At 39.6% G+C, this 26,937-nt stretch carries 17 protein-coding genes and 1 pseudogene; 16 read left to right on the forward strand and 2 right to left on the reverse strand.

Annotated elements, in window-relative coordinates; translation table 11 throughout:
- Positions 1-168: 168 nt before the first annotated feature.
- Both A5870_RS02890 and A5870_RS02895 read left to right on the forward strand, forming a co-directional pair.
- A complete protein-coding gene (locus tag A5870_RS02890; protein WP_086291736.1) occupies positions 169-2,115 on the forward strand; it encodes an alpha-glucuronidase in 1,947 nt (648 codons plus the stop codon).
- A 48-nt stretch (positions 2,116-2,163) separates the two neighbouring features.
- Complete coding sequence (locus tag A5870_RS02895; protein WP_170924043.1) at positions 2,164-5,580, forward strand: DUF4982 domain-containing protein; 3,417 nt, start codon at positions 2,164-2,166, stop codon at positions 5,578-5,580.
- An 88-nt stretch (positions 5,581-5,668) separates the two neighbouring features.
- Here the strand turns inward: A5870_RS02895 and A5870_RS02900 are convergent, their stop codons facing one another.
- A complete protein-coding gene (locus A5870_RS02900; RefSeq protein ID WP_086291738.1) occupies positions 5,669-6,448 on the reverse strand; it encodes a helix-turn-helix transcriptional regulator in 780 nt (259 codons plus the stop codon).
- Positions 6,449-6,983: 535 nt separating this feature from the next.
- Between A5870_RS02900 and A5870_RS02905 the strand changes: the two genes are divergently transcribed.
- From A5870_RS02905 to A5870_RS17830, 12 genes and pseudogenes are all read left to right on the forward strand, one after another.
- On the forward strand, positions 6,984-7,925 hold the full coding sequence (locus tag A5870_RS02905) for an ABC transporter permease (protein ID WP_086291739.1): 942 nt from the start codon (positions 6,984-6,986) through the stop codon (positions 7,923-7,925).
- Positions 7,926-7,937: 12 nt separating this feature from the next.
- Positions 7,938-8,810 carry a carbohydrate ABC transporter permease gene (locus A5870_RS02910; protein WP_086291740.1) on the forward strand — a complete coding sequence of 291 codons (873 nt, stop codon included), beginning with the start codon at positions 7,938-7,940 and terminating at the stop codon, positions 8,808-8,810.
- A 21-nt stretch (positions 8,811-8,831) separates the two neighbouring features.
- Entirely contained in the window at positions 8,832-10,493 is a 1,662-nt protein-coding gene (locus A5870_RS02915) for an ABC transporter substrate-binding protein (RefSeq protein WP_086291741.1), read from the forward strand.
- 176 nt (positions 10,494-10,669) lie between these two features.
- Entirely contained in the window at positions 10,670-11,356 is a 687-nt protein-coding gene (locus A5870_RS02920; protein WP_086291742.1) for a DUF624 domain-containing protein, read from the forward strand.
- Between the two features lie 262 nt (positions 11,357-11,618).
- Entirely contained in the window at positions 11,619-12,107 is a 489-nt protein-coding gene (locus A5870_RS02925; protein WP_254907653.1) for a polysaccharide deacetylase family protein, read from the forward strand.
- A 25-nt stretch (positions 12,108-12,132) separates the two neighbouring features.
- Positions 12,133-13,287, forward strand: a complete 1,155-nt coding sequence (locus A5870_RS02930) for a GDSL-type esterase/lipase family protein (protein WP_086291744.1) — start codon at positions 12,133-12,135, stop codon at positions 13,285-13,287.
- 106 nt (positions 13,288-13,393) lie between these two features.
- On the forward strand, positions 13,394-15,010 hold the full coding sequence (locus tag A5870_RS02935) for a glycoside hydrolase family 43 protein (RefSeq protein ID WP_086291745.1): 1,617 nt from the start codon (positions 13,394-13,396) through the stop codon (positions 15,008-15,010).
- An 89-nt stretch (positions 15,011-15,099) separates the two neighbouring features.
- Complete coding sequence (locus A5870_RS02940; protein WP_086291746.1) at positions 15,100-16,203, forward strand: glycosyl hydrolase family 8; 1,104 nt, start codon at positions 15,100-15,102, stop codon at positions 16,201-16,203.
- 12 nt (positions 16,204-16,215) lie between these two features.
- Entirely contained in the window at positions 16,216-17,748 is a 1,533-nt protein-coding gene (locus A5870_RS02945) for a glycoside hydrolase family 43 protein (RefSeq protein ID WP_086291747.1), read from the forward strand.
- A gap of 9 nt (positions 17,749-17,757) precedes the next feature.
- The gene (locus A5870_RS02950; RefSeq protein WP_086291748.1) at positions 17,758-19,317 is read left to right on the forward strand and encodes a glycoside hydrolase family 43 protein; all 1,560 of its coding nucleotides are present in this window, start codon (positions 17,758-17,760) and stop codon (positions 19,315-19,317) included.
- Between the two features lie 166 nt (positions 19,318-19,483).
- A pseudogene (locus A5870_RS17825) lies at positions 19,484-21,439 on the forward strand (glycoside hydrolase family 95 protein); the annotation flags it as partial.
- A gap of 12 nt (positions 21,440-21,451) precedes the next feature.
- Entirely contained in the window at positions 21,452-21,679 is a 228-nt protein-coding gene (locus A5870_RS17830) for a glycoside hydrolase family 95-like protein (protein WP_441316176.1), read from the forward strand.
- A gap of 127 nt (positions 21,680-21,806) precedes the next feature.
- On the opposite strand, the gene A5870_RS02965 is transcribed toward A5870_RS17830, so the two are convergent.
- Complete coding sequence (locus A5870_RS02965; protein WP_086291751.1) at positions 21,807-22,988, reverse strand: ROK family protein; 1,182 nt, start codon at positions 22,986-22,988, stop codon at positions 21,807-21,809.
- Positions 22,989-23,260: 272 nt separating this feature from the next.
- Here A5870_RS02965 and A5870_RS02970 point away from each other — a divergent pair, with 272 nt between their 5' ends.
- Together A5870_RS02970 and xylB are read left to right on the forward strand one after the other, a co-directional pair.
- The gene (locus A5870_RS02970) at positions 23,261-25,366 is read left to right on the forward strand and encodes a glycoside hydrolase family 3 C-terminal domain-containing protein (protein WP_086291752.1); all 2,106 of its coding nucleotides are present in this window, start codon (positions 23,261-23,263) and stop codon (positions 25,364-25,366) included.
- A gap of 72 nt (positions 25,367-25,438) precedes the next feature.
- Positions 25,439-26,935, forward strand: coding sequence for a xylulokinase (gene xylB, locus A5870_RS02975; RefSeq protein ID WP_086291753.1), 1,497 nt, complete (start codon positions 25,439-25,441; stop codon positions 26,933-26,935).
- The last annotated feature ends 2 nt before the right edge of the window (positions 26,936-26,937 follow it).

Raw genomic sequence — 26,937 nt, forward strand, 5'->3', positions numbered from 1 at the left:
GAATATATTTTATCTTAGAAAGACATTCGTGTGGGAAGATAGATTTTTTCAAGTGTATTATATGTGCGTTTCTTATTTGATATTATTAAAAGATAATTTAGGCTTTAAATAAGTATGTTAGTTTGCTATACTAATTTAAAATAATAAAACGAATAAAAGGAGAAAAAGATGCGAGACACAGCTTGGCTAACAAAAAAAGTATACAACAAAGAATTGAAAACCTTTTCAATTCAAGGAGAGGATGCAATTATTCAGACAATCATTGAAGAAATCGCTATCCTGTTTCCCTCAATGGAACAAGTTGCTGGTTCAGGGAATTTGGAATTCCTCTTGGACGATTCATCAGAAAAGCACACAGGAGAAACAAAGATTGAAAGAAAAAATCAAGGCTTTATTATCCAAAGTACTGATACTAAAGGGTTACTTTATGGTTTTTTCAAGCTATACCAACAGTTGGCTTTAGGTCAATCAATACCTGCAATAAGCAGGTTGCGCCCAAGTCAACAGTTACGTATGATCAATCATTGGGACAATATGGATGGTTCCATTGAAAGAGGCTACGCTGGGGAATCTATTTTTTTTAGCAATAATCGATTTCGCAGAGATTTTCAACTTGTTCGCGCTTATGCGCGTTTGCTCGCTTCGGTTGGAATCAATGCGCTAAGTATCAATAATGTGAATGTCCATGCATTAGAGACCAGACTTATTCTAGAAGAAAATCTACCAGAAATCAAAATGATCAATGATATTTTTGCTTCATATGGCATCAAAACATTTCTCAGTATCAATTTTGCTTCTCCGAAGAAGCTAGGTGGACTTGATACGGCTGATCCATTGTCTGAAGATGTACAGCAATTCTGGCAGAGAATATGTCGAAACATCTATCGCGCTATCCCTGATTTTGGCGGATTCGTAGTGAAAGCTGACTCCGAAGGGGAACCAGGTCCATTTGCTTATGGACGTGGTCATGACGATGGCGCGAATATGTTGGCAAGAGCCTTAAAGCCTTACGGTGGTATGTGCATTTGGCGCTGTTTTGTCTACGATTGCAAGCAAGATTGGCGTGACCGTTCTATTGATCGTGCTAGAGCAGCGTATGACCACTTTTTGCCATTGGATGGGAAATTTGACGAAAATGTCAGCCTTCAAATCAAATTAGGCCCTTTGGATTTTCAAGTTCGGGAACCAATTTCACCATTGTTCGGGGCATTAAGAAATACGAATCATATCATTGAATTTCAACTTACACAAGAATACACTGGTCAGCAAAAAGCAATTTACTATCAAGCACCTGTCTGGAAAGAAGCGTTAAACTTTGATACACAATATGACTATCCGCATAGTGTAGTCAAAGAAGCAATCAAAACAAATTCACCAAATCCAACACAATCCGGTATTTGTGCTGTTGGTGTTGTAGGAATGGATAACAATTGGACAGGTCATAAATTGATGCAGAGTAATTTGTATGCCTATGGGCGATTGACTTGGGATAATGATTTATCCAGCGAAGAGATTGCTCAGGAATGGATTGGACTTACCTTTGACTTATCGGAAGAACGCCAATCTGATTTGCTTGATATTCTGCTCAGCTCTAGAAGAACATATGAACAGTATACAGCGCCAAATGGTGTTGGATTCATGTGTCGACCGAATCACCATTATGGTCCGGATATTGACGGTTATGAATATGATCGGTGGGGAACCTATCATTTTGCAGATAGAAATGGGATTGGCAACGATCGTACGATAGAAGGTACTGGATTTGTTACACAGTATGCACCTGCCGTCATGGATTACTATAATCATATTGATACTTGTCCAGATCATTTATTGTTATGGTTCCACCATGTACCTTATACGCACCAGTTGCACAATGGTAAAACACTGATCCAAGATATTTATGACAATCATTTTGAAGGTGTAGAAAAAGTTGAAGCCTATATGGCAAGATGGGAAAGTTTTGCCACAGAAGTAAGCACAGAGGATTTTGAAAATGTTCGACAAAGATTGGTTGAACAGTATCGCGTAGCAGTGGAATGGCGCGATCAGATCAATACGTATTTCTATCGACACAGTGGAATCAATGATGAAAAGCACAGAACAATTTATAAATAAGGAAATGGTAAATGTGCTGTGAGAAGCAGCGGGGAAGGAAGAAGTACATTGAAGCGATTGTTTAATGAGGATTGGTATTTTAAAGAAGCGCCTTTGTGTGACGAATTTCAACTGTCACGGGCCATGTCAGAACAGCAGCAATACCAGCCTGTAGAGATACCGCACGACTGGTTGATTTACCAGACGAATGATCTTTACCGTCAAAGTGAAGGCTGGTACAGAAAACAATTTATGATAGCAGAGCGTCAGCACAAAAATTTTGTTCTTGAATTTGATGGTATTCATATGAATACGGAAATCTATGTGAATGATACATTGGTCTTTGAGTGGAGGTATGGTTATACACCACAGATAGTCAATATCTCGGATTATCTTGTTGATGGGGAAAATATCTTTTTTGTGCGGGCAAAACAAGAAGGTGCCAATTCAAGGTGGTATACCGGTGCAGGGCTTTTTCGTAATATTTGGCTGCATGAATTAGGGGAAGTGTATGTGGCTCCTGATGATTATTATATTCATCAAGAAAAGAAAAGTATGCATCAATGGAGTTTGACGATTGATACTGTGATGACCAACCGTTCTGGCTATCATGAAAAGGTGCGTTTGGCGCATCGTTTATTTGATGCAAATCATCAAGTAGTGGCCTTTGACCAACAAGAAGTTGGGCTTGGACATCAAACCACCAATTGTGCGACATTAACTATAAATGACCCGTTATTATGGGATCCAGATAGTCCACACCTTTATCGATTGGAGACACAAGTCGTTGTCAAAGACCAAATCCAAACGATTCATCATCGAGTGGGATTTCGAAAAATCGAAGTAGATGCTGATGATGGTCTCAAGCTGAATGGCCAGCATATAAAGTTGCAAGGTGTTTGCCAGCATCATGACTTGGGTGCTCTGGGAAGTGCTGTGAATCGGCAAGCAATTCGCAGACAACTCCTTATTTTGAAAGAGATGGGTGTGAATGCCATCCGTACAGCCCATAATCCTTTTTCGAAAGAGTTTTATGAGCTAACAGATGAATTAGGTTTTTTGGTTCAATCAGAATTTGTAGACATTTGGCGTTATCCCAAAAATCCCAATGATTATGCACGTTTCTTTGATGAATGGGTAGAAACAGATGTTGCTGCTTGGATCAAACGCGATCGTAATTACAGTTCGGTATTTATGTGGAGTATCGGAAATGAGATTTATGATACACACGGTCGTCCGGATGGGTTAGAAACGACCAATTACCTGTTGGCGCTTGTAAAGAAATATGATTACCGCAGGAATGCCCTGCTTACCTTTGGGTCAAATTATCTTCTTTGGGAAAACACCCAAAAAGCAGCAGCAATGTTAGAAGCTGTTGGCTATAACTATACAGAATCAAAATATGACGCGCATCACGAGACCTATCCTAACTGGGTCATTTATGGAAGTGAGACAGCATCAGTTGCCCAAAGTCGAGGGGTTTATCATTTTCCTTTAAGTCAGACAACACTAGCTGATGACGATCATCAATGCTCATCTTTAGGAAATAGTCGTACCAGTTGGGGCGCTGAAAGTATCGAAGCCTGTATTTTGGTAGAAAGAGATTGTTCTTATTCTTTAGGTCAATTTTTGTGGTCTGGATTTGATTATATTGGGGAACCCACTCCCTATGCATCAAAAAATTCATATCTGGGACAAATTGATACTGCAGGGTTCCCGAAAGATGCATTTTATACGATCAAAGCAGGATGGACTTCATATAAAAAGCAGCCAATGATTCACGTTTTTCCTTATTGGGACTTTTCACCGGGGCAACTGATCGACGTCTGTGTCACAACAAATTGTCCTAGTCTAGAATTGTTCTTTAATGATAAATCTATGGGGAAAGAAGCTCATGATTTGGTTCATGGCCAAAAACTGATCTACACATGGCAGATTCCATATGAACCGGGTGAATTAAAAGCAGTCGGGTATGATGAGCAAGGACGAGTGATTGCTCAGGATGTAGAAGCCTCTTTTGGAGATGTTGTGGAGATGAGGCAACAACCTGATAAAATGTTCTTGGCAGCGGATGGTCAGGACTTGGTCTTCATCGAAGTAAATGGCCTAGATAGTGCAGGGAATTCTGTCAAAAATGCCAATAATCAGGTATCGGTCAGTGTTTCTGGAGAAGGTCGACTCGTGGGAATCGATAATGGGGATAGTACGGATTACGCTGAATTCAAAGGAAATAGCAAGCGATTATTTAATGGTAAATTACTGCTTATAATTGCGAGTACACAACAAGCAGGTGAAATTCAAATTACTTTGGAAAGTGATGGTTTGCCAGACAATCAGCTTACACTATTCTCCAACAAGGTAAACATTCCAAATGGTACAGCAAAGCCAATCAGCACTGAAGTATATTCGAAAACACCAGCAATGATACCTATACGGAAAATAGAACTGGTAAAAGAAGTAGCAGCAGATGGAACGATTTTGGTTAAGGCTAACACGTATCCTGAAGGTGCACAAAAGCAACCATTATTTTGGCGGTTTACTGATGTCAAGGGAATCGATACGGATATTGGTCACATGGAAGAGTCAGCGGGACAGGTAAAAATTATTCCTCATGCTAACGGACTTGCCTATGTGCGTTGCGGTGTCAAAAATGGCAAAGAACATATCGACTTGTATGGACAAATCGAGATGACCTTTAGCGGACTAAAAGAGATGCGATTGGATCCATATCAAGCGATATCAGGAGGACTCTATTCTCGAAGCAATGTTGTATTGACCAATGGCAATGAACGGGGAGTCGCTACCTTGAGAGAAGGAGAGAGTTGGGTGATTTTTGATAAAGTTGATTTTGGTGAAACTCGAGCGAATCAACTAACATTATCGCTATTTCCATTGGAAAGCAATTCTTTCGAAATAGAGATTTGGCAAGGAACACCCGATTCCAGTGATAGAAAAAAAATCGATGTCGTGACTTATGATAAAGGAAGTATTTGGAATACCTATCAAGAAGCAAGCTATTCATTAGCTCATTCGCTCACCGGTTTAAGAACAATCACCTTTGTATTTAAACAAAAAGTGCACTTAAAAGAATTTTTCTTTGAAAGGAATGTGCGATCATTTGAAACAATTTCAGTTGTGAACAATGACGGCATCTATGGGGATTCTTTTCAGATCAAAGGAAATACCATTGAACAGATTGGCAACAATGTGACGATTGATTTTAAAGGGTTTGAATTTTCACAACCGGTGAAAGGAATTCGGATCAACGGACGTTCACCGGAAACAACAAATTCGATTCACTTAAAGCTAATGATAGGTACGAATGAAAAGCGTGTTCTAATGGATATAGCGCCAAGTGTCAATTATCAACAGACAACATTCATGTTTGATGAAACCATTCTAGGGTCAGTGGATGTTTCATTTATTTTCTTACCCGGTTCAAATTTTGATTTTGAAAGTTTTATGTTTATTGCTGCAAAGAAGTAACAGATGACAAGCATCAATTATCGTGTATGAACCAATATAAGGAGGGGTACTACCATCATTTTGTCAATATTGATTTATTCATGACGTGTTAACGTGTTTTGAAATAATTGTTTCGATAAATTGAGGGGGTAGTACCCAGTATTTGCTGGAAGCTCCTATTAAATGTTCGCACATTTTGAAAACCAGCTTGACAAGAAATTTCAGAAATTGGCAGTAAAGTGTGGGTCAGTAAAAATGTTGCGTGGTTAATTCTAGAACGATTTAGTAACTTAGGAAAAGAGCTGTTTAATTTTTCGGAGATTATTTTTGACACATGAACGCTGCTGTAACCTAAACTATCACTAAGGGTTTTCAGGGTGATTGATTTGGAAAAATTCGTTTCGATATAAATTAGCCCTTGAATAATCAACTGTTCTGATGATGAGGCAGGTATTAATGTTGTTTCTTTTTCATACAGAAAAAGAATATGATATAGTGCTGATTTTCTATAAAATAAGGAGTCTGTCTGAAAAAGAGCTGGATAGAGAAAATCGATGGTTTCTTTTTGTACAGATATGATTGGTTTTGCAAGCGAACATGTTTTGATTTTTGTATAAAAATCATGAATATATTCTGGTGAAAAGATAAGAATGTCCAATAACGAGTGTTCTTTTGTGTGGATAGCATGTATTTGATAAGGGAGAATTAGCATAATTTCTCCTGCGGATAATTGGTATATTTTAGAATTAAGGGTGATATTCGCGTTTCCTTCCAGACAAACTAATAGTTCGAAGCTTCTATGAAAATGTTCCATATAATTTAGTGAATCTGGATGATAACTAGATATTTCGAAATCGGTTCCATTATGGTAGTCTTCAAGGAATAACATAAATTAATCTCCTAACGAAAGAGTAAAGTTGTATTTGTTCGGTTCATTATTGTGAGAGGCAAAGTTGAAATAATGATTCCGTACTAGAAAAAGACAAAGGTACGGGATTATTATAACTAATTTTAGTAGAAAACAAAAGTTTCTACAAGATAAAGTAAATAACAAGAATGTTATCCATATTTTAGGAAAGGATATGTATCAATAGGTATATTAGTATAGAAAACTTACTAACGTAAGATTTCTATTAAGTTGTTAGGTATGACGCCAAATTAGAAAAAAATGCGGATGATTGGCTTAGCTTTTATAATAAAGATTTGGCATGGAAAAGAGAAGAGAGAATTTCAATCACCTAACAGAAAATATAGGGAAGGAAGATAAGGTACCACAATAGTGTAAGCGCTTGACAAGGTGTGGGAGTTGCTTTAAGAATCGATTGGTTAGTTAACAATGTAAATCAACTTGAGTTTGCCTTACATCAAGAGGAGGTGGTGCAGCAGAAAAGTGTAAAAATATAGGAAATGAGGGAGGATATTTCATGGAATTAACGACACGTAAGGAAAGTACAAGGGCAAAGAAAAGGTCATTGCTGAAAGAGGTTCGAAAAGATTGGCAATTATATTCTTTATTGGTTATCCCAATCACTTTTTTATTGATTTTTAGGTATTTACCTATGATTGGAAATATTATTGCTTTTCGTAGATTTGTTCCTGGTGGTAGCATGTTTGGACAAGAGTGGGTAGGATTCCGCTATTTTCAAATGTTTTGGAATGATCCCAGTTTCTGGAATGTCTTCAGAAACACGGTTATCTTAGGGGCAGCAAGTAGTATTCTGACTTTCCCTATACCAATTATATTCGCGTTATTGTTGAATGAAGTGCAAGGGACCCGCTTTAAAAAGTTTGTTCAAACAGCATCTTATTTGCCACATTTCTTGTCAATGGTAATTGTGGCTGGCATGATTCTACAACTGACAGCCACAAATGGTGCAATTAATCAAATCGTCAAACTATTTACAGGAACGACCATTGATTTTATGCAAAATCCTGCATGGTTTCGGCCTATCTATGTGATATCTGGAGTTTGGCAAGGCATGGGTTGGGGCGCTATATTATATTTGGCCGCTTTGACGAATATTGATGAAACATTATATGAAGCTGCAAAAATAGATGGTGCAAACCGCTGGAAACAAACAATTCATGTAACGATTCCAGGAATTTTACCCACAGTGGTAACCATGTTCATTTTGAATATTGGTGGGTTTTTAGGCGTTGGTTTTGAAAAAGTGTTGCTTTTGTATAATCCATTGACCTATTCGACAGGCGACGTCATATCAACTTATTTATATCGTATTGGTTTAGAGTCAAGTAATTTTAGTTATGCGACAGCGATTGGGCTTTTTGAATCCTTAATAGGGTTGATTTTGATACTATCTGCTAATTTTATTTCACGTAAAATCACAAATACGAGTTTATGGTAGGGAGGAATAGCAATGAAAGTATCGAAATCATATCGTATATTTACTTTTTTTAACATTTTATTTTTGATTTTAGTCGTATTTATGACAATGTTTCCTTTCTTAAATGTCGTTGCACAATCATTTAGTAGTGAGGCATATATTAATTCAGGTCAAATAAGTATTTATCCTAAGGGATTTAATTTAGAAACATATAAGATTGTTTCTGCAGATAAAATGTTTTGGATAAATTATCGCAATACCGTTCTTTATACGGTAGTAAGTACCGCAATTTCAATGTTTGTGACAACGATTTTTGCCTATGCATTATCTAAAAAGAGGCTGCGTGGGAAGAAGTTCTTTATTGCTTTTACAGTATTTACAATGTTTTTTAATGGTGGATTGATTCCGAATTATGTATTGATAAGAAGCCTTGGATGGTTAAATCAAATATGGGCCGTAGTTATTCCAGGTGCTTTGAGTGTTTATAATATGCTAATAATGAAAGCATTCTTCGAGAATCTTCCGGATTCTTTAGAAGAAGCTGCAGAGATTGACGGTCTAAGCACGTATGGTATTTTGATGAAGATCGTTTTACCTTTATCAAAGCCAATCTTAGCAACCATGGTCCTTTTTTATGCAGTAGGAAATTGGAACAGCTGGTTTGGGGCATTTCTATATTTTGATAAAAAGGAATTGTTTCCAGTAACGGTTTATTTACGCAATATGATCAAAGGTGCAACAAGTGGAAATGCTACAGGAGGAATGGATTCTGATAATTCTCAGCAAGTGCAAGCAAATATTCGAGCTGTCACGATGGTTTTAACTGTTTTGCCCATTCTAACGGTCTATCCATTTGTCCAAAAATATTTTGTTTCTGGTATTATGCTAGGATCTGTAAAACAATAATAAATCAAAGGAGTCACGGAAATGAAAAAATTTAAGCAGGTTTTCTTAGGTTTGTTGACAGTAAGTGTATCGATTTTGGTATTGAGTGCTTGTGGAAATTCGGACAGTAGTAGTAATAATGAGAATGGATCTGGGGATAACGGAACAGTTAAAATTGATGATGATCATTCTGTCGGTGCTATGGATGACTTTAAAGCAGGCGAGCAATTTAAAGCAACAGAACCTTTAACTATATCGATGATGTTTAGCGATCATCCAAACTACCCGTATGACAAAGAATGGTTATTTTTTAGTAAATTAAAAGAAATGACGGACGTTGAGTTTGATATGACTGTTATTCCTTCATCTGACTATGAACAAAAACGATCATTGATGATCAGTGCGGGAGAATCACCAATTATCATTCCTAAATCATATCCAGGCACAGAAAATGCTTTTGTTACTTCTGGAGCTATACTTCCTGTTAGTGATTATATAGAATATATGCCGAATTTCCAGGAAAAAGTAGAGAAGTGGGATATAGAATCGACTTTAGATACACTAAGACAATCTGACGGAAAATACTATAATTTACCAGGGCTTCATGAAAATGTATGGCCAGATTACACGCTTGCTTATCGGAAAGATATTTTAGACGAAAATGGTTGGTCAATACCCGAAACCTGGGATGAATTCAAAACGCTGCTTGAAAATATGAAAGAAAAATATCCTGATAAAGTTCCTTTCTCTGACAGATGGCAAGGTCAAGCGCTATTGAATTATGCAGCTGCATCCTTTGGCACAAAAGGTGGCTGGGGGTATAGCGGTACAACTTTTGATGAGGATAAGGGTGAGTTTGTCTATACTGGAACAACGAATGAGTATAGAGAAATGGTGACTTATTTTAATAGTTTAGTGGATGAAGGATTAATGGATAAAGAATCCTTCACGCAAGATGATGAACAAGCACTTCAGAAATTTGTCACTGGGGAGACATTTGTCATCTCTACAAACGGTCAAGAATTGATCAACATGGGCGTTACAATGGATAGTAATTTAGGCGAAGGAAATTATGAGGTTGTTAAAGGACTTACACCAGAAGGACCAGCAGGGGCTGTTATTGGCGGGAATCAGCTAGAAAATGGTATCATGATTTCTTCAAAAATCAAAGATAGTCCTAACTTCAAAGCAATCTTACAATTAATTGATTGGCTTTGGTATTCTGATGAAGGTCAGATTTTTGCAAAATGGGGGGTTGAAGGTGAAACCTACACACTTGAAGATGACAAATATACCTTAACAAGCGATATTAACTTTAAAGGGTTGAATCCAAGCGGGACGAAAGATTTACAGAAAGACTACGGATTTTCCGGTGGTAATTTTGCTTATGGCGGCTCAACTGATTTGCTTTATTCTACAATGAGTGATGAAGAAGTGAAATGGTTGGAAGAAATGGCTGACAAGAGAGAGCAGACAGAAGCAGAACCAGCGGCACCTTTAAGCGAAACAGATCAAGAACAAGCGTCATTATTGGCGACACCGATCAAAGACTTTGTTGATCAAAGTACGCTTCAATTTATTGTCGGGCAACGTGATTTATCTGATTGGGATGCATATGCCGAGGAAGTCGTCTCTAAAGGCTCTGACCGCTATTTGGACATGGTCAATAATGCGTATGAAGAATATCAGAAGAATAATGAATAGCATTCCAAAGATATTTTTGCATTAAAGGTTAAGGAATATTTGAACGATATGGTCTGATTGCAGGCAGATTTCTTGTACGATAAATAGTACATTTTTCTTTTAGACCTATCGTTCGGATAGCCTTATTCCTGCAGCAACGACGCATTTCAATTATTGTTTTGAAAGAAGGGAAATCTATGGAGGAGCATCGTGATGCTACAGAAGGAAAATATTACCGTTGGTCAGAAAAAATATCAAGTTATTTTTTGGTAGAAATGGCTTTTTTATTATCTATTGTTCCAGCAGGAATAGGGATGTTTTTTCTCATTTTTACCATAAATAATATTTTGTTGTATGCATTGTTTTTTAGTTTGATGGGTCCAGGGGTAGGTGCTTTGATTGCAATGGTAGAGGCTTTGCAATCATCAGAAGTATCTGCACCATTTTTTACGTATTGGAAAAAATGGCGCAAAAATTTGAAAGATAGCTACTTGTTAACGATACTCTTTTCAATTATTTTTGTAATCTGTATTGTCGATTATACATACTTTAAAAGTACGCAACTTGATTTTGCTTCTTGGTTTTTTATCCTTCTCTTGCTATTAGCTACTATCATTTATGAGTATAGTCTGGTCATTGCAATGAAATTTTCTTTTCGACTACGAGATATTGTGCGTTTAAGCATCACTTATCTTTTGACTGATTTAGTGACAACTTTGAAATTAATTAGCTATACCATTTTACTTGTCGTGTTTTCATTGTATATCTCACCGGCCATTACGCCATTGGTTATCATTTTATTTGCATATATTCTTGTCAAAGATACAAAGTTAATCATAAGAGAAATTGAAGATAAATTTACACGGAACAGCGATATCAACTAAGGTAAACGTCTTTGTATTCGTTTCTTTGGCTACCTATTTTTTATTGGTCCAAAATAGTAACATGCAGCTGCGAAAAGAAAATGAAGTAAGTAGAAAAGATTACGCTAGTGAATCAGTTATTCTATCTAAAGTAGATGATTAAAGGTCAGGAGCAAAAGGTGGACAGATCGTCTGCCTTTTTTTAAGAAGGGAGCATGCGTGTAGAAATGAAACTTGCATTAACATTTGATGATGGATCCAACAAGGCTACGGAATCAATTTTATTGACTTTAAAAAATATTCAGTTGCAGGTACATTTTTTATTTGGGGTGAAAAGATAAAGGGGCAAGAACTACTGATTGCTAAAATGGATCAAGCTGAACATGAAATAGGCAACCATAGTTTTACACACCCGGACTTTAAGCAACTTACTGAAAAAGATATTCAAAGGGAGATTGACGAAACCGATAAAGCAATCCAACAGGCAACAGGTAAGCAAAAGATTTGGTTTAGTCCACCCTTCGGTCATTTATTGGAGAATCAGAGAAAAAATATAGACAAAAAAATTACTCTTTGGACATTGGATTCGCAAGATTGGAAAGAAGAAACGACTATGGAAGAAATATACAGAAATGTGACAAAACATTGGCAGCATGGCGATGTTATCTTATTACATTGCAATGAAAGAACAGCGCAAGCCTTACCAGATATAATCAAGGCAATGCAAAAAGAAGGGATAGAAGGTTGCACTATGTCCACTTTAAAAAAATAATTTTATCAGTATTGGAGAAAAAGGTATGCGATGGAATGAATTATGGGGATACCAGCAACAAGATTATCGTTCATGGCCAAGCAAAATAGCTGGTCAGGAGCAAACGATTCGGATTCGCTTAAATCATAAAGGGAATAAGCTGCGAGTGGTTTTTGGCAACCTCTATGGTATAGAAGATATCTTGTTTGATGAAGTCACCCTACAATTGCTGGATGACCGACTTCAAGGAAAATCTGAATTACACAGGGTAACACTCAATAAAAAAGAGCAGTTGACTATTCATGGTGGATGCGGGGAATCAGTGAGTGACGCCATTGAACAACCATTTGATTGTGGGGATATTTTAGAAATAAAAACCTTAACAAAGAATGAAGTAACTTTAACCAGTGGTCTTGTTAGTTATGCTCGTCTGCAACAAGAGGTGATCAATAAGATTATAGAAAATAAATCAAAAGTATTTCTTGACCAAAAAGAGCAATTCCGAATAGTTCAAGAAAATCAACGCATGTTTTATATCTATGGAATCGTCGGGATCCATGGTGATGGCATGGGCAATGTTCTTGCTGCTTTTGGCGACTCGCTTACGCAGCAGGGGTTTTGGATAGATCATGTCAAACAGCGACTCTTAACAGAGGGAATCACCAATACCTCTATTATCAATAAAGGGATTGGTGGCGGCAGAATGTTACAAGATACGGATCCTACTGCTGATACTTTTCAACGGCATGGTCGTGCTGGAGTAAAACGCTATTTAAATGATGTGTTCCATGTAAAGGGTCTTTCTGGAGTCATTATTTCTTATGGGATCAATGATGTGTTAGGAGCGGATCATGGGACGGATATTGACAAATTATACAAAGCAATCATCGAAGCTTATATCTTTTATGCTCAAGAAGCACGACTGAGACAAGTGCCTATCTTTATTACGACACTTATGCCAATGGGAAATTCTGGTTATTATTCTAAGGTGACAGAAAGTTTGAGACAAGAAGTTAACGCATGGATTCGTTCTACCCGTCTGTACGATGGTGTGCTAGATTTCGATTCCTTTGTCAGAAATGAAAAGCAACCACTTTATTTGAAGGAATCATTTGATTGTGGGGATGGATTGCATCTGTCCTCAGAAGGAGGAAAAGCAATTGCGGAAAAACTTCCGTTAACAGAATTACATTTTCTATGATAAAGATCTTGCTTGTATCTTTCTCCTTTTTGAAGAAACATTTCTCAGGAGTCTGATTGATATTTTGGTGAATGAATAGAACAAATGAATTTGGAGGAATGGCAAAGTGAAAATTATCAATCCAGTTTTAACAGGTTTTCATGCAGATCCAGCGATTGTTCGTGTAAAGGATACGTATTACATTGCGAATTCTACTTTTGAATGGTTTCCAGGTGTACGCATCCATGAATCGAAGGATTTGATTCATTGGAAATTAGTATCTCTTCCTTTATCTACGACTGAGTTGCTGGACATGAAAGGGAATAAGGACTCTGGCGGTATTTGGGCGCCGGATCTGACATATGCTGATGGAAAGTTTTGGCTAGTTTATACAGATGTGAAGGTCACAGAGGGGGCCTTTAAAGATTGTACCAATTATCTAACTATTGCCGAAAAGATTGAAGGACCATGGAGCCAGCCAATCAAATTGAATGGGGTGGGTTTTGATGCCTCGATGTTTCACGATGATGATGGGAAAAAATATATTGTTCAAATGGAGTGGGATCATCGAGAGTATAAACATCCTTTCCATGGTATCAAATTAACCGAATATTCTCATCAAGAACAACGTTTGCTTCCTGAAACTGCACAGATTATCTATACCGGCACTTCAGTAAAGCTGACAGAAGGCCCCCATCTCTATAAATTATTCGGTCAATACTACCTATTTTGTGCAGAGGGAGGAACGGTATATGCCCATCAAGAGGTTGTTGCTCGATCAGCGAATCTGTTTGGTCCTTATGAGGAACAGCCAGCAACGTTTTTAACGGCTTTTGATCAACCAGACTCACCGTTGCAAAAATGCGGTCATGGTGCTTTAGTAGATACGCCTTCTGGAGAATATTATTTCGCCCATTTGGTTGGCCGTCCATGGCATCACCCAACCGAATCTGTACATGATCCTAGAGGCTGGTGTACGCTTGGCAGAGAAACGGCCATTCAAAAAGTAGCATGGGATGAGGAGGGTTGGCCGTTTATTGTTGGTGGAAAACATGGGGTGATAGAGGTAGATGCCCCTAAGGATGCAACGATCACACCATATACGCCAACTTGTCCCATAAAAGATGAGTTTGATTCAGAAGTATTGAATCATCACTTTCAAACGTTACGGGTTCCTTTTACTGAGAAAATCGGTACACTGGCTGAGGCACCAGGACACTTACGGTTGTTTGGTCAAGGGTCATTAACGAATGAACATGAGGTATCGTTGGTGGCGAGGAGATGGCAACATTTTTGTTTTGAAGCCCAAACAAAGGTTTCCTTTGTACCTACTACTTTTCAGCAAATGGCTGGTTTGACAAATTATTATAATACCCAACATTGGTCAATGATTCATCTTACATGGAACGCAGTAAACGGTCGTGTCATCGAGGTCAGTGAAAACAATCGGGGTGTGTATACTTCGTATCTAAAGGATCAGGCTATTGCTGTTCCTGAAGACTGTTCTTACGTGTATTTCAAAACAGAGGCTGCAATATCAACATACACTTACAGCTACTCCTTTGACGGCATCAACTGGGAAAGAATACCAGTTGTACTAGATGCGGCGGTATTGTCCGACGACTATGTGCTCCAGTCCTACGGTGGTTTCTTTACGGGTGCCTTTGTGGGAATGGCTTGCGTTGATTACTCTGGTTATCGACAACCGGCAGATTTTGATTATTTTAGTTATGAGGAAAAATAGAGGCTTTCTGACGGATGAGACAGCTGTCATTGATCACACTTTGTCGTCAAGGGACAGCGCGTACGCTTATAAAGAAATTGGAGGTAGTTATGAAAGAACCTACAAATGTGCTGTTGGCCTATGGCTACAGTCAGGAACAAATTGATGAACGATTGGCACTTATTTGGCATGAAATTTTTGAAGGGCCAAATAAATTTTATTTTGAAGTGGATTCTGACTCGGCGTATATCGTTGATACGGGCAATGGCGATGTACGAACCGAGGGTATGTCCTATGGCATGCTGTTAGCTATTCAATATAATCGTAAAGATGTCTTTGACCGCTTATGGAATTGGACGATGACCAACATGTTCATGAAAACCGGACGTCATGCCAATTATTTTGCTTGGTCTGTACACCCCAATGGCATCAAAAATTCGGATGGACCTGCACCGGATGGAGAAGAATTTTTCGCGTTGGCCTTGTTTTTTGCACGGAATCGCTGGGGAGATGGCGAAGGTATATATCAGTATAGTCAGCATGCTAGGAATCTATTGAGCTATTGTATTCATAAAGGAGGCAGATACGAAGGACTTCCGATGTGGAATATAGAAAATAAATTGATCAAATTTGTTCCAGAGGTAGAATTTTCTGACCCTTCCTATCACGTGCCTCATTTTTATGAGCAATTTGCGTTATATGCCAATGAAGAGGACCGTTTATTTTGGAAAGAGGCGGCGCAGGCTAGTCGAGCGTACTTGAAGAAAGCACTCCATGAAGAAACGGGTTTAAATGCAGAGTATGCTGATTACCAAGGGCATCCTTGTGAAGAAAGTGGCCACGGGTACTTCTTTAGTGATGCCTATCGCACCGCCTTGAATGTCGCGGTAGATAGTCAATGGTATGGTAGAGATGCTGTGTTATGTCAGCGGCTTGAGAAGCTTCAAGCATTTTTTGCGACCACAGCAAAAGGCAATGAATATACGATTTATACGATAGAAGGAAAAAGTGTTGAAGAACCCATTTTGCATCCAGTTGGCTTGTTAGCGACGAACGCTGCAGTCTCAGCAGCAATTATGGATGCGCCGTTTGCACGAAAATTTGTTGCCCAGTTTTGGGAAACCCCATTAAGGACGGGCGAACGTAGATACTATGATAATTTTCTGTATGCTTTTTCCTTTTTAGTCTTGAGTGGCAATTATAACATTTATTAAGGAGTGTGTTTCATGCAAACTTTTACTAATCCTGTTTTAGAGGGGTTTTCTCCCGACCCTTCTGTCTGTGCAGTAGGTTCTGATTATTATTTGGTCACCTCAACATTTGCTTATTTTCCAGGCGTACCAATTTATCATAGTAAAGACTTGGTCAAGTGGCACCAGATAGGGAATGTTCTTGATCGAGCGTCACAGTTGCCATTGGTTGGTGCTAGGCATTCCCAAGGAATATTTGCCCCTTGCATTCGTTATCATCAAGGGATTTTCTATATGATCACCACCAATGTTACCCATGGAGGCAACTTTTACGTCACTGCTACCAATCCAGCTGGACCTTGGTCTGAGCCAATTGTGTTACCAGATGCTCCAGGCATTGACCCTAGTCTGTTTTTTGATGAAGATGGGCGTTGTTACTATGTGGGGACACGGGCACGACCGGAAGGACCTAGATATAATGGTGATTGGGAAGTTTGGCTCCAGGAACTTGATTTGCAAAAAGGCAAACTAATTGGGGTTAGTACAGGTATTTGGAACGGTGCTTTGCGGGATGTTGTTTGGCCAGAGGGCCCTCATCTTTACAAAAAAGATGGTTATTATTATTTACTGATTGCAGAAGGTGGAACAGGATCAAACCATTGTGTCACCATTGCTAGAAGTGAGCAAATTGCCGGTCCTTATATAGGCAACAAAAATAACCCCATTTTGACACATCGCCATTTAGGCAAAAATTATCCCGTCCAAAATGTTGGTCATGGGGATTTAGTGGAAACAGCAGAGGGAAAGTGGTATATGACTTGTCTAGCCAGTCGTATCTTCGATGGCTATAGCAATCTTGGCAGAGAAACTTTTTTGGCAGAAGTCGTTTGGGAAGATGGCTGGCCCGTTGTCAATCCAGGAGAAGGAAGACTGTTGATGGAGCAAGTACATGCGTTGCCTATGATAACAGGAAAAACGCAGGACAAGTATACTTTTGATAAGATTACGCCTGCGTTTTTGTTTCTAAGAAATCCTGAAATGAAACATTATGATCCCACTGTGAGACCTGGTTGGCTGCGCTTAACACCAACGTCTAAAACCCTACAAGTAATTGACTCTCCAACATACATTGGGGTGAGACAGCAGTCAATGAACTATCGCCTAACAGTGCCTTTGGAATTGCACTTGACAGAAGGCGGAGAAGCGGGGCTTGTGATTCTGCAAAATGATCAGTATTTTATTCGTTTGGTTGCAGTGAAGGAAGATCAGGACTATTTTATTCGATTGGTGACGGTCATTGGTGGAGAAGAAACGATTCATGGACAGTTGAAGCAGGTCGATGACAAAGTGACCCTTATTTTAGAAGGGGCTGGTCAGAAGTTGGCTGGATACGCAATCGTGAAGGGTAATCGACAGTTGATTGCGGAAGAAATTGATACGCATTATTTAAGTACGGAAGTTGCTGGCGGTTTTGTGGGCTGTACCTTAGGAATTTATACAACTACTTCGAACGAAGTTAGTGGTTATGTTGATGCGGCATGGCTGCAATTAGAAAACATTGACAACTAGGAGGTATGTATGTCAAAAGCTGTAAATCCCATCATCCCATTAGATTATCCAGATCCGGATGTGATCCGCGTAAATGATACGTATTATATGGTGACAACGACGATGCACTTTATGCCTGGTTGTGAAATATTATCCTCTTCTGATTTGGTTCATTGGTCACACTGTACCTTTGTATATGATCGCTTAGATAGTACAGAAGGACAAACACTTCAATGTGGAAAAAATAGCTATGGCAAAGGAATGTGGGCAGCTTGTTTACGTTATCATAATGGCTATTTTTATGTTTTTTTTGTTGCAAATGATACCCAAAAAACCTATGTATATAAAGCAAAAGAAATGGCGGGTCCTTGGGAAAAATCAGTTATGGCTGGCTTCTATCACGATTGTTCAGTCCTCTTTGAAGAAGACCGCGTATATATCGCTTATGGAAACCGGGATATTTGGTTGACTGAGTTACATCCGGATTTGAGTGGTCCAAAGCCCGGTGGTCTGCATCGGTTGATTATTTCTGATCAAGATAATCCAAACTTAGGCTATGAAGGTGCTCATTTATACAAAATAAATGGGCGATATTATATTTTTTTGATTCACTCCCATCCATCCTATTGGCGGCGAATCCAGGCTTGTTATGTAGCAAATTCCTTAACGGATGATTTTATTGGGAAAGACGTCCTTGATGATGACCGAGGCTATTGTAATCAGGGAGTCGCTCAAGGAGGAATTGTTGACACACCAGAGGGAAATTGGTTTGCAGTCCTCTTTCAAGACCATGGTGCTGTGGGGAGATTACCGATTCTTCTTCCTATTCACTGGGAAAATGAATTTCCAATATTTGGTGAGGACGGGAAAGTTCCAGTTGAGGTGACCATCATTGAAGCGGCGCAAGATACCTCAAGACCAGCCCTTGTAGGCAGCGATGATTTTAGACAAAGCTATCCTACGCCATATGGACTATATCCCCAGTGGCAGTTCAATCATGAGCCTACCGTGGCAGGCTTTAAGCTAGATACAGAAACAGGGAAATTTTCTCTTAAAGCGATAAAACTCAGCAAAAATATCACCGAAGCAGCCAATACATTGACCCAACGTATGTGGTTTCCAGCTTGTCAGGGGGAAGTTACCATTGACGGTAGTCAATTGAAGGTTGGAGACATAGCAGGTTTAAGCGCTTTTCAAGGCGCGTATGGTTTCGTTGGAATCACAAGGGAGGCAGCGGGATTGTTTGTGATCATGAAATCAAGAGAATTGGATAATATGAGCTTACAGGCAATGCCTGCCGATGAAACAGCCGGAAAGGAATGGGAACGATTCCCGTTGTCAGATGAGGTAGTTCGTATTCGTGTTGAAGTCGATTTCTTGAATATGAATGACAAAGCGCGTTTCTACTTCCAGTCACCTACAGGATTTCAACAGATTGGACCGGATCATCAGCTAGCTTTTAAAATGGATCATTTTACTGGCTGTCGTTTTGGCTTGTTTCATTATGCAACGAAGACAACTGGAGGAACTGCTGTCTTTTCTGATTTTCACTACATTCGCCATAGGGAAAAGGATGTGGGCAATTTTTAGCAGTTTGATGCGTCTTTTCTCATCGCATAGCTAGTATTATTTTATTCAAGTTGGTACAAAGGTCATCGCTTTAGATGCAAGCTATGACCGTTTTTTTGAATACATCGTTCCAATAAACTTTTGACGGATGATTTAAAGAAGATAAAAGGAGGTATAGAAACAGACCATGGAAAAACTACTGTTTTCAACACCAAGTCAGGTTTGGGAAGAAGGGTTGCCAGTGGGAAACGGCAAACTCGGTGGGATGCTTTTTGGGTCTCCTCGAGATGCGCATCTTCAATGTAATGAAGACAGTTTATGGCATGGAGGGCCACGCGACCGAAATAGTCAAGCAAGTAGGTTGAATTTACCTGAGATTCGGTCATTGATTTTTAAGGAGGAATTGATTCAAGCACAAGACTTGATGCAGACCTCTATGACTGGTATTCCAGAATTTCAACGACACTATATGCCTGCAGGGGAGTTGATTCTTCGCAATCAGCAGTCAGGAAAGTTGCAACAGTATCAACGGGCACTCGATCTGCAACGGGCACTAGTCATAGAGATTTATGAGGTCGATGAGACTGCTTATCAAGTTGAATTATTGGCTAGTTATCCTGACAACCTGATGGCGTACCGAGTCCAAGCCTCTAAAAAAAAGGACACCAAATTTGGCATACATCTGACCCGTTCCCGAGGTCTCTATCACGAACTACGATGTCAGGCAGATGAGAAGCAAGGTGTGCTCACGATTCTTGGTCAAACCGGAGAGCAGGGTGTTGCTTATGCGCAACAGGTAAAGGTTGTGACTGATGGGCAGCTACATTTGATTGGACAGTATCTAACGATAGAATCATTTCAAGAACTGATCGTTTATACGACTATTGCGACAACCTATAGAGAACATGATCCGTTTCGTTATTGCAAAGAGAAACTCGTTTCTTTGACGCTTGATTCATGGAGGAAAGTGAAAGCGAAGCATTTGCGGGATTATCAAAGGCTATATCAAAAAATTTCATTTGATTTAGGAACTGCTAAAACGGCTGAACTACCTGTTCTTTTGCAGCAAGCACGAACTGGAAAGGTATCGCCAAGTCTGATACAGTTGATGTTTCACTTTGGCCGTTACTTGCTGATTTCAAGCAGTCGACCAGGAACATTGCCTGCTAATCTTCAAGGTGTTTGGAACAAAGATCTGATGCCACCTTGGGATTCAAAATATACGATCAATATCAATACTGAAATGAATTATTGGCCAGCATAGTCTTGCGGCTTAGGTGAATGTCATCTGCCTTTATTTGATCACTTACTGAAGATGTTGCCCAATGGTCAAAAAACGGCCAAAGAAATGTATGGTATTGAGGGGTTTGTTGCTCATCATAACACGGATCTATGGGGGGATACGGCCCCTCAAGATGATTTTTTGCCAGCAACGTATTGGCCTTTTGGCGGTGCGTGGCTAGCAAATCATATTATGATGCATTTTTTCTATCATCAGAACACAGTTTTTTTGGACAAATACTTTGTTGTTGTCGAAGAAGCCGTCCGCTTTTTGTTAGGTTTTTTGATTGAATTGCCTAATGGGGAGTTAGTGACAAATCCTTCTGTGTCTCCGGAAAATAGTTTTTTTACTAAAGAAGGTGTCTTGGCCTTTGTAAGCTATGGGGCTACGATGGATAATCAGTTGATATGGGAATTGTTCACCAATTATTTGTCTGGCTGCAGGGCGCTGCATAGGGGGGATTTAGTAGAGGAAGTAAAGCAAGCTTTGCCAAAACTGCCAAAACATCGAATCGGGAGATACGGTCAATTAATGGAATGGTATCATGATTATGAAGATGCTGAGCCAGGACATCGGCATATTTCTCATTTATATGGCGTCTTTCCTGGTCATCATTTACGAGAAGAAACAGCGGAAATAAAAGACGCAGCGAAAAAAAAACTTATGAGAAGGTTAGAAAACGGCGGGGGACATACTGGGTGGAGTGCGGCTTGGTTGATCAATTTATGGGCGCATTTCTATGATGGAGAAGCCTGTCTGCAGACAATGAATAAACAATTATCCGAATCTGTTTTACCCAATTTATTAGATAATCATCCGCCGTTTCAAATCGATGGGAATTTTGGTTTTACTTCTGGTGTGATCGAAGCTTTGGTGTTTTATTATAACGAACGTTTGGATTTATTGCCGGCGCTACCAAATGCTTGGAATCAAGGAAGACTGTTGGACGTCTGCTTACCAAATCAAACAACGATTTCAATACAATGGGCAGACTCAACACTAAAAAAGGTGGACATTACAGGAGATTTGCCTTTGTCAACGAAAGTTTTTGTGAAAAATGAGTACTTATGCACGCTTGATGCGTTGAATGATCATATTTAGCATATGATTTTGTTAGATTGAAGAAGTGGATGAAATAAGCGATATGCTGTTGATTAAGGGATAAAAAAGACTTGAAAAGTAGTTTTTAATCAAAGTCGATATGAAAAACTACTTTTCAAGCATGAAACTATGACACGATTTCATTGTTTAATACAAGGGATGAGAAACGTAAGTCTTGAATATTTAGAAAATGATTGGCAACGACTACAACTCCGCCATAAAGGGGCGCTTGCTCACCCAAAAGGCTATTCTTGAGAATCGTTCCTTGCGTGAATTGACTACTCAACTGCGCACGAAGCTGTTCAATAAGTCCTGGGATTTTTCGATAGACTGAGCTATTAATAAAGACTTCCTCTGGATCAGACATAGTGATCAAATTGTTCAATCCTATACCTAGAAATTCAACATTTTGTAACCCAAGATCGATGGCAGTTTTTTCACCTGAGAGGTAGGCTTCAGAAAACACATCAGAGTTGACAAAATCTGTACTTGTATAGCTGCTATAAGTATCAAATAAAACTTTGTTAGAAGCATATTGCTCTAGACAGCCCAAATTTCCGCAAGGGCAAGGATTACCTCTAGGGAATAAAATCGAATGGCCGACTTCTCCAGATGCGCCATGGGCACCAATTTGTAATTTGCCATTGACAACGATACCGACACCAATACCGCTATGGATACTGATACTGATAAGATTCGCTGATTCAGAAGAGAAGCAGTATTCGCCTAAGGCGGTGAGATTTGCTTCGTTTTCTATATAAACGGGGGTATTGTATGTTTCGCTGATTGGTGTAATCAAATCGATATTTTCCAAATCATAGTAAGGGGTAAATGTGATTTTTCCGTTAGCAACAATGCCGTGAATCGCGAGACAGATGCCCACTAATCCATAAGGCGTCTCAGGAGAATGCGTCAAAAGTTCTTCTATCATTTCCGAAATAATTGATAGTATATTATTCTTTGTGATGGGCAAATCTGTTCTTGATAGAAAATGGATAATTGTTCCATCAATATAAGAGAGCATGCCTTTGATGTAGTTATAGCCAATATCAAAAGTGATCGCGAAACTGTTCCGATTGTTAAATTGTAATTGGATCGGTTTCCTTCCGCCAATTGACGTGGAATCGCCAATACCAACTTCATTGACAAAGGATGTTTCTATCAACTTTTTGGTTATTTGAGAGACAGAGGCTTTGTTTAAATCCGTCAATTGAGAGACTTCCGCTCGTGAAATGTGCTGATTGTCAATAATTGTTTTTAATACAATGGCTTCGTTTTGTTCTCGAATGCCAAGTTTATTAATGATCATGATAAGCTCCTTTAAAAATATGATTGGTGGAAATAGATAGCGTATAAAGTGAGACACTATATATGTAGAATAAATAGCTCAACTGGTTACTATTTCTGTTGGTACTAGTGTACCTTTCAACTAGAAAATGCACAAGATAGATCATAAAAAATACCACACCTTAGTTTGAAAGCGCTTGACAATTTCTGTTCTATCACTTATTATCCGATTAAAAGGTTAGTTTGTACAGTAAAAAAACTTATTTAAAGAAAAAATTTTCAAAGGGAGGCACTATGATTTCACACAAAAAAGCCAAGCAACAGGCAATAAGCATTGTTGGAAAAATGACGTTAGATGAAAAAATTGCCCAGATCAATTTTCGCGCACCAGCCATCGACCGTTTATCAATCGCGGATTATAACTATTGGAACGAAGGATTACACGGAGTAGCGCGTGCTGGAGTGGCAACGGTCTTTCCTCAGTCAATTGGTTTGGCCGCAATGTTTGACGATGCGCTAGTAGAGACCATCGCCGACATTATCGCAACAGAAGGTCGAGCAAAATATAACCAATACCACGAGGAGGGTGACAACGATATTTATAAAGGACTGACCTATTGGTCACCAAATATCAATATTTTTCGTGACCCCAGGTGGGGGCGAGGGCAAGAAACCTATGGGGAGGATCCATACTTGACTGCGCGTTTAGGTGTTGCCTTCATTAAAGGATTGCAAGGAGACGGTGAGTATCTGAAGTTGGCTGCTTGTGCAAAACATTTTGCGGTTCATAGTGGACCAGAGGCAGATCGTCATTCATTTGATGCGCAAGTGAATCAAAAGGATCTCTATGAGACCTATCTTCCTGCTTTTGAAGCAGCAGTGAAAGAAGCGGATGTTGAAAGTTTCATGGGAGCATATAACGCAGTCAATGGAATTCCTGCTTGTGTCCATCCAGAGCTGCTCCAGGAAATTTTGAGGGATGCATGGCAGTTTGAAGGGCATGTTGTGTCAGATTATGCTGCTCTAGAGGATGTTCATTTACATCATCATTATACGAAGACGCCAGAAGAAACCATGGCATTAGCAATGAAGATCGGTTGTAATTTGTGTGCGGGAAATATCTCTCACTATCTTCATGAAGCGCTGGCGCAAGGTCTTGTGACTGAGGAAGAAATCACAAATTCCGTTGTTGCGCTTTATACGACGCGGGTTCGGTTAGGGATGTTCGCTGAAGAAAACGAATATGATCAGATTCCTTATGAAGTAATCGACTCCCCCGAACACAACCAAATAGCCTATGAAGCAGCGCAAAAATCGATGGTGCTTTTGAAAAATCAAGCTTTTTTACCTTTGTCAAAAGACATTCAGTCGATTGCTGTTATTGGACCAAATGCAGCAAGTATCGAGGCGCTGCAAGGCAATTATTTTGGCACAGCTTCAAAGTATGTGACGTATCTTTCAGGTATTCAAGAAGCGATGAAAGACCAAGGTCGTGTTTTTTTCGCGAAAGGCTGTCACTTGTATAATGAACATGCAGAATCAGTGCTTTCGCGACCACATGAAAGAGAATCAGAAGCAATCATTGCGGCTAAGCATGCGGATGTAACGGTTCTTTGTTTGGGATTAGATCCAACGATAGAAGGAGAGCAAGGTGATTCCGGCAATGTCTATGGCTCTGGTGATAAGGAAACATTGGGTCTGCCGGCAGTGCAAGAACGTTTATTAAAGAAAATATTGTCTTTGAATAAACCGGTGGTTCTTTTGTTATCTGCTGGGTCTGCAATTTCTTTAAATGGTTTAGAAGAGCATCCCCAACTTAAGGCGATTCTCCATACCTGGTATTCAGGCAGTCGCGGGGGGGAAGCAGCGGCAGACATCTTATTTGGTAAAGTCAGTCCGAGTGGGAAGCTGCCAGTAACATTCTACAAAAATACAGATCAGTTACCTGATTTCAAAGATTATTCATTAAAGAATCGAACCTACCGCTATCTCGAAGAAGAAGCGTTATATCCATTTGGTTTTGGTTTAACTTATGGGACCATCCATTTGGGTAATGCGATAGTCGCCACTGATCCAGACACTCTCCGTGTGTCAGTGACTATCGAAAATCAAAGTGCGTATGCGATTGAAGAAGTCGTACAAGTTTATGGCAAAACCGATGCTGCGGAAGAGGTTTTAAATAAAAAGTTGATTGCATTCCAACGTGTGCCATTGAAACCAAAGGAATCAAAATCTGTGACATTGAATATTCCAAAGGCTCATCTGGCGGTAACCAATCAAGCTGGTCAGCGACAGGTACTTGGGGACAAAGCAACGTTGTTTATCGATACCGTCAGTCCAAGCAAACGTGCAGAGGTATTATCAGGACGTCGGTCATTGGTTCTGGAAGTAAGCTTATAAATCAATAAAAAAGGCAAAAATAGTCACAAGAGTTAGAAAATAAAAAAATATTGAAAAGAAAGAGGGGAGCATATGGCCTACGTTTTAGGTTTAGATTTAGGAACGAGTGCATTAAAAGGACTCGTTTTTGATGAGAAAGGCAAAATGATCGCTACCGCTTCTGCGGACTATTCATTGGCGATTCCTAAACCAGGATATAGTGAACAAGAACCGGAAGATTGGAAGCAAGCGACTTTGCTCGTCATAGAGGCGCTAATCGAGAAGACGCCACAACTAAAAAAAGAATTGGTAGGGATTAGTTTTTCTGGACAGATGCATAGTTTGGTTTTATTAGATGAACAGAATGAAGTCATTCGCCCGGCGATTTTGTGGAATGATGTGCGTACGACAAAACAATGTCAGCGGATCATGGCGGAATTTGGCAGTGCGCTTTTAAGCATCACCAAAAATGTTGCCTTGGAAGGATTCACTTTACCCAAAATACTATGGGTGCAGGAGAATGAACCAGACAATTGGAAACAAGTTCGCCATTTGATGTTGCCAAAGGATTATTTGAGTTTTATCTTAACAGGCAAGTATTCAATGGACTTTTCAGACGCTGCGGGCACTTTACTTTTGGATGTCGAAAATCAGTGTTGGTCTAATCAAGTCCTAGAGAAATTTTCGATTTCTGAAGCGGTGCTACCGACCTTGTATGCATCTTCTGATGAGGTGGGTACACTGCTACCGGAATTAAAAGAAAGATTTGGCTTTGCACAGGATGTTCGGATATATGCTGGCGGTGCGGATAATGCTTGCGCAGCTTTAGGATCTGGAATCGTTGAGGAAGGGATTGGTATGGTTTCCATTGGTACGAGTGGTGTTTTCTTGTCTTACGAAGAAAGCAGCAAGGTGGATTACAAAGGCAAACTACACCTCTTCAATCATGCTGTCACTGGAAAAGTCTATTCAATGGGTGTGACTTTGGCGGCAGGAAATTCCTTGAACTGGTTTAGAGAAACATTTGCAAAAGGAAAGGATTTTGCAGAATTGTTGTCAGATATCGATACGGTTCCAGCTGGTTCATCCGGACTGCTCTTTACGCCATATATCGTAGGGGAACGTACCCCGCATACGGATAGTCAGATTCGTGGTAGCTTTATTGGTATTGATACCCGCCATCGTCTGCCGCATTTCAGTCGCGCGGTGCTCGAAGGAATCACGTTTTCACTGAAGGATGCGCAAATGATCATGGAAGAAGTGGCGGATCGGCGTTTTGAAAAAATCATTTCTGTGGGAGGCGGTGCAAAGAATCAAGAATGGCTGCAAATGCAAGCCGATATATTTAATGCTGAGATCCTTACGCTATCAACGGAACAAGGGCCAGGTATGGGGGCAGCGATGTTGGCAGCAATCGGTAGCGGATTGTTTCAGGATGTTGCTTCTTGTGTGGCAGCTTTTGTATCCTTTGATCAAACGATTCAGCCGATACCAGAAAATGTTGCCCAATATCAAAAGGTCTATCCTATTTATCAGAAAGTCTACGCTCAGACAGCAAACCTTTGTCATGCGTTGCAAGAAATTGATTGAAA

Source organism: Enterococcus sp. 2G9_DIV0600 (assembly GCF_002140615.1).
In the GTDB taxonomy this organism is placed as follows: domain Bacteria; phylum Bacillota; class Bacilli; order Lactobacillales; family Enterococcaceae; genus Enterococcus_D; species Enterococcus_D innesii.

Bases quoted from the DNA above. Each gene is read 5' to 3' on its own strand.
- A5870_RS02890 (WP_086291736.1), top strand. From the start codon at position 169: ATGCGAGACACAGCTTGGCTAACAAAAAAAGTATACAACAAAGAATTG.
- A5870_RS02900 (WP_086291738.1), bottom strand. From the start codon at position 6,448: ATGTTATTCCTTGAAGACTACCATAATGGAACCGATTTCGAAATATCT.
- A5870_RS02905 (WP_086291739.1), top strand. From the start codon at position 6,984: ATGGAATTAACGACACGTAAGGAAAGTACAAGGGCAAAGAAAAGGTCA.
- A5870_RS02910 (WP_086291740.1), top strand. From the start codon at position 7,938: ATGAAAGTATCGAAATCATATCGTATATTTACTTTTTTTAACATTTTA.
- A5870_RS02915 (WP_086291741.1), top strand. From the start codon at position 8,832: ATGAAAAAATTTAAGCAGGTTTTCTTAGGTTTGTTGACAGTAAGTGTA.
- A5870_RS02920 (WP_086291742.1), top strand. From the start codon at position 10,670: ATGGAGGAGCATCGTGATGCTACAGAAGGAAAATATTACCGTTGGTCA.
- A5870_RS02930 (WP_086291744.1), top strand. From the start codon at position 12,133: ATGCGATGGAATGAATTATGGGGATACCAGCAACAAGATTATCGTTCA.
- A5870_RS02940 (WP_086291746.1), top strand. From the start codon at position 15,100: ATGAAAGAACCTACAAATGTGCTGTTGGCCTATGGCTACAGTCAGGAA.
- A5870_RS02945 (WP_086291747.1), top strand. From the start codon at position 16,216: ATGCAAACTTTTACTAATCCTGTTTTAGAGGGGTTTTCTCCCGACCCT.
- A5870_RS02950 (WP_086291748.1), top strand. From the start codon at position 17,758: ATGTCAAAAGCTGTAAATCCCATCATCCCATTAGATTATCCAGATCCG.
- A5870_RS02965 (WP_086291751.1), bottom strand. From the start codon at position 22,988: ATGATCATTAATAAACTTGGCATTCGAGAACAAAACGAAGCCATTGTA.
- A5870_RS02970 (WP_086291752.1), top strand. From the start codon at position 23,261: ATGATTTCACACAAAAAAGCCAAGCAACAGGCAATAAGCATTGTTGGA.
- xylB (WP_086291753.1), top strand. From the start codon at position 25,439: ATGGCCTACGTTTTAGGTTTAGATTTAGGAACGAGTGCATTAAAAGGA.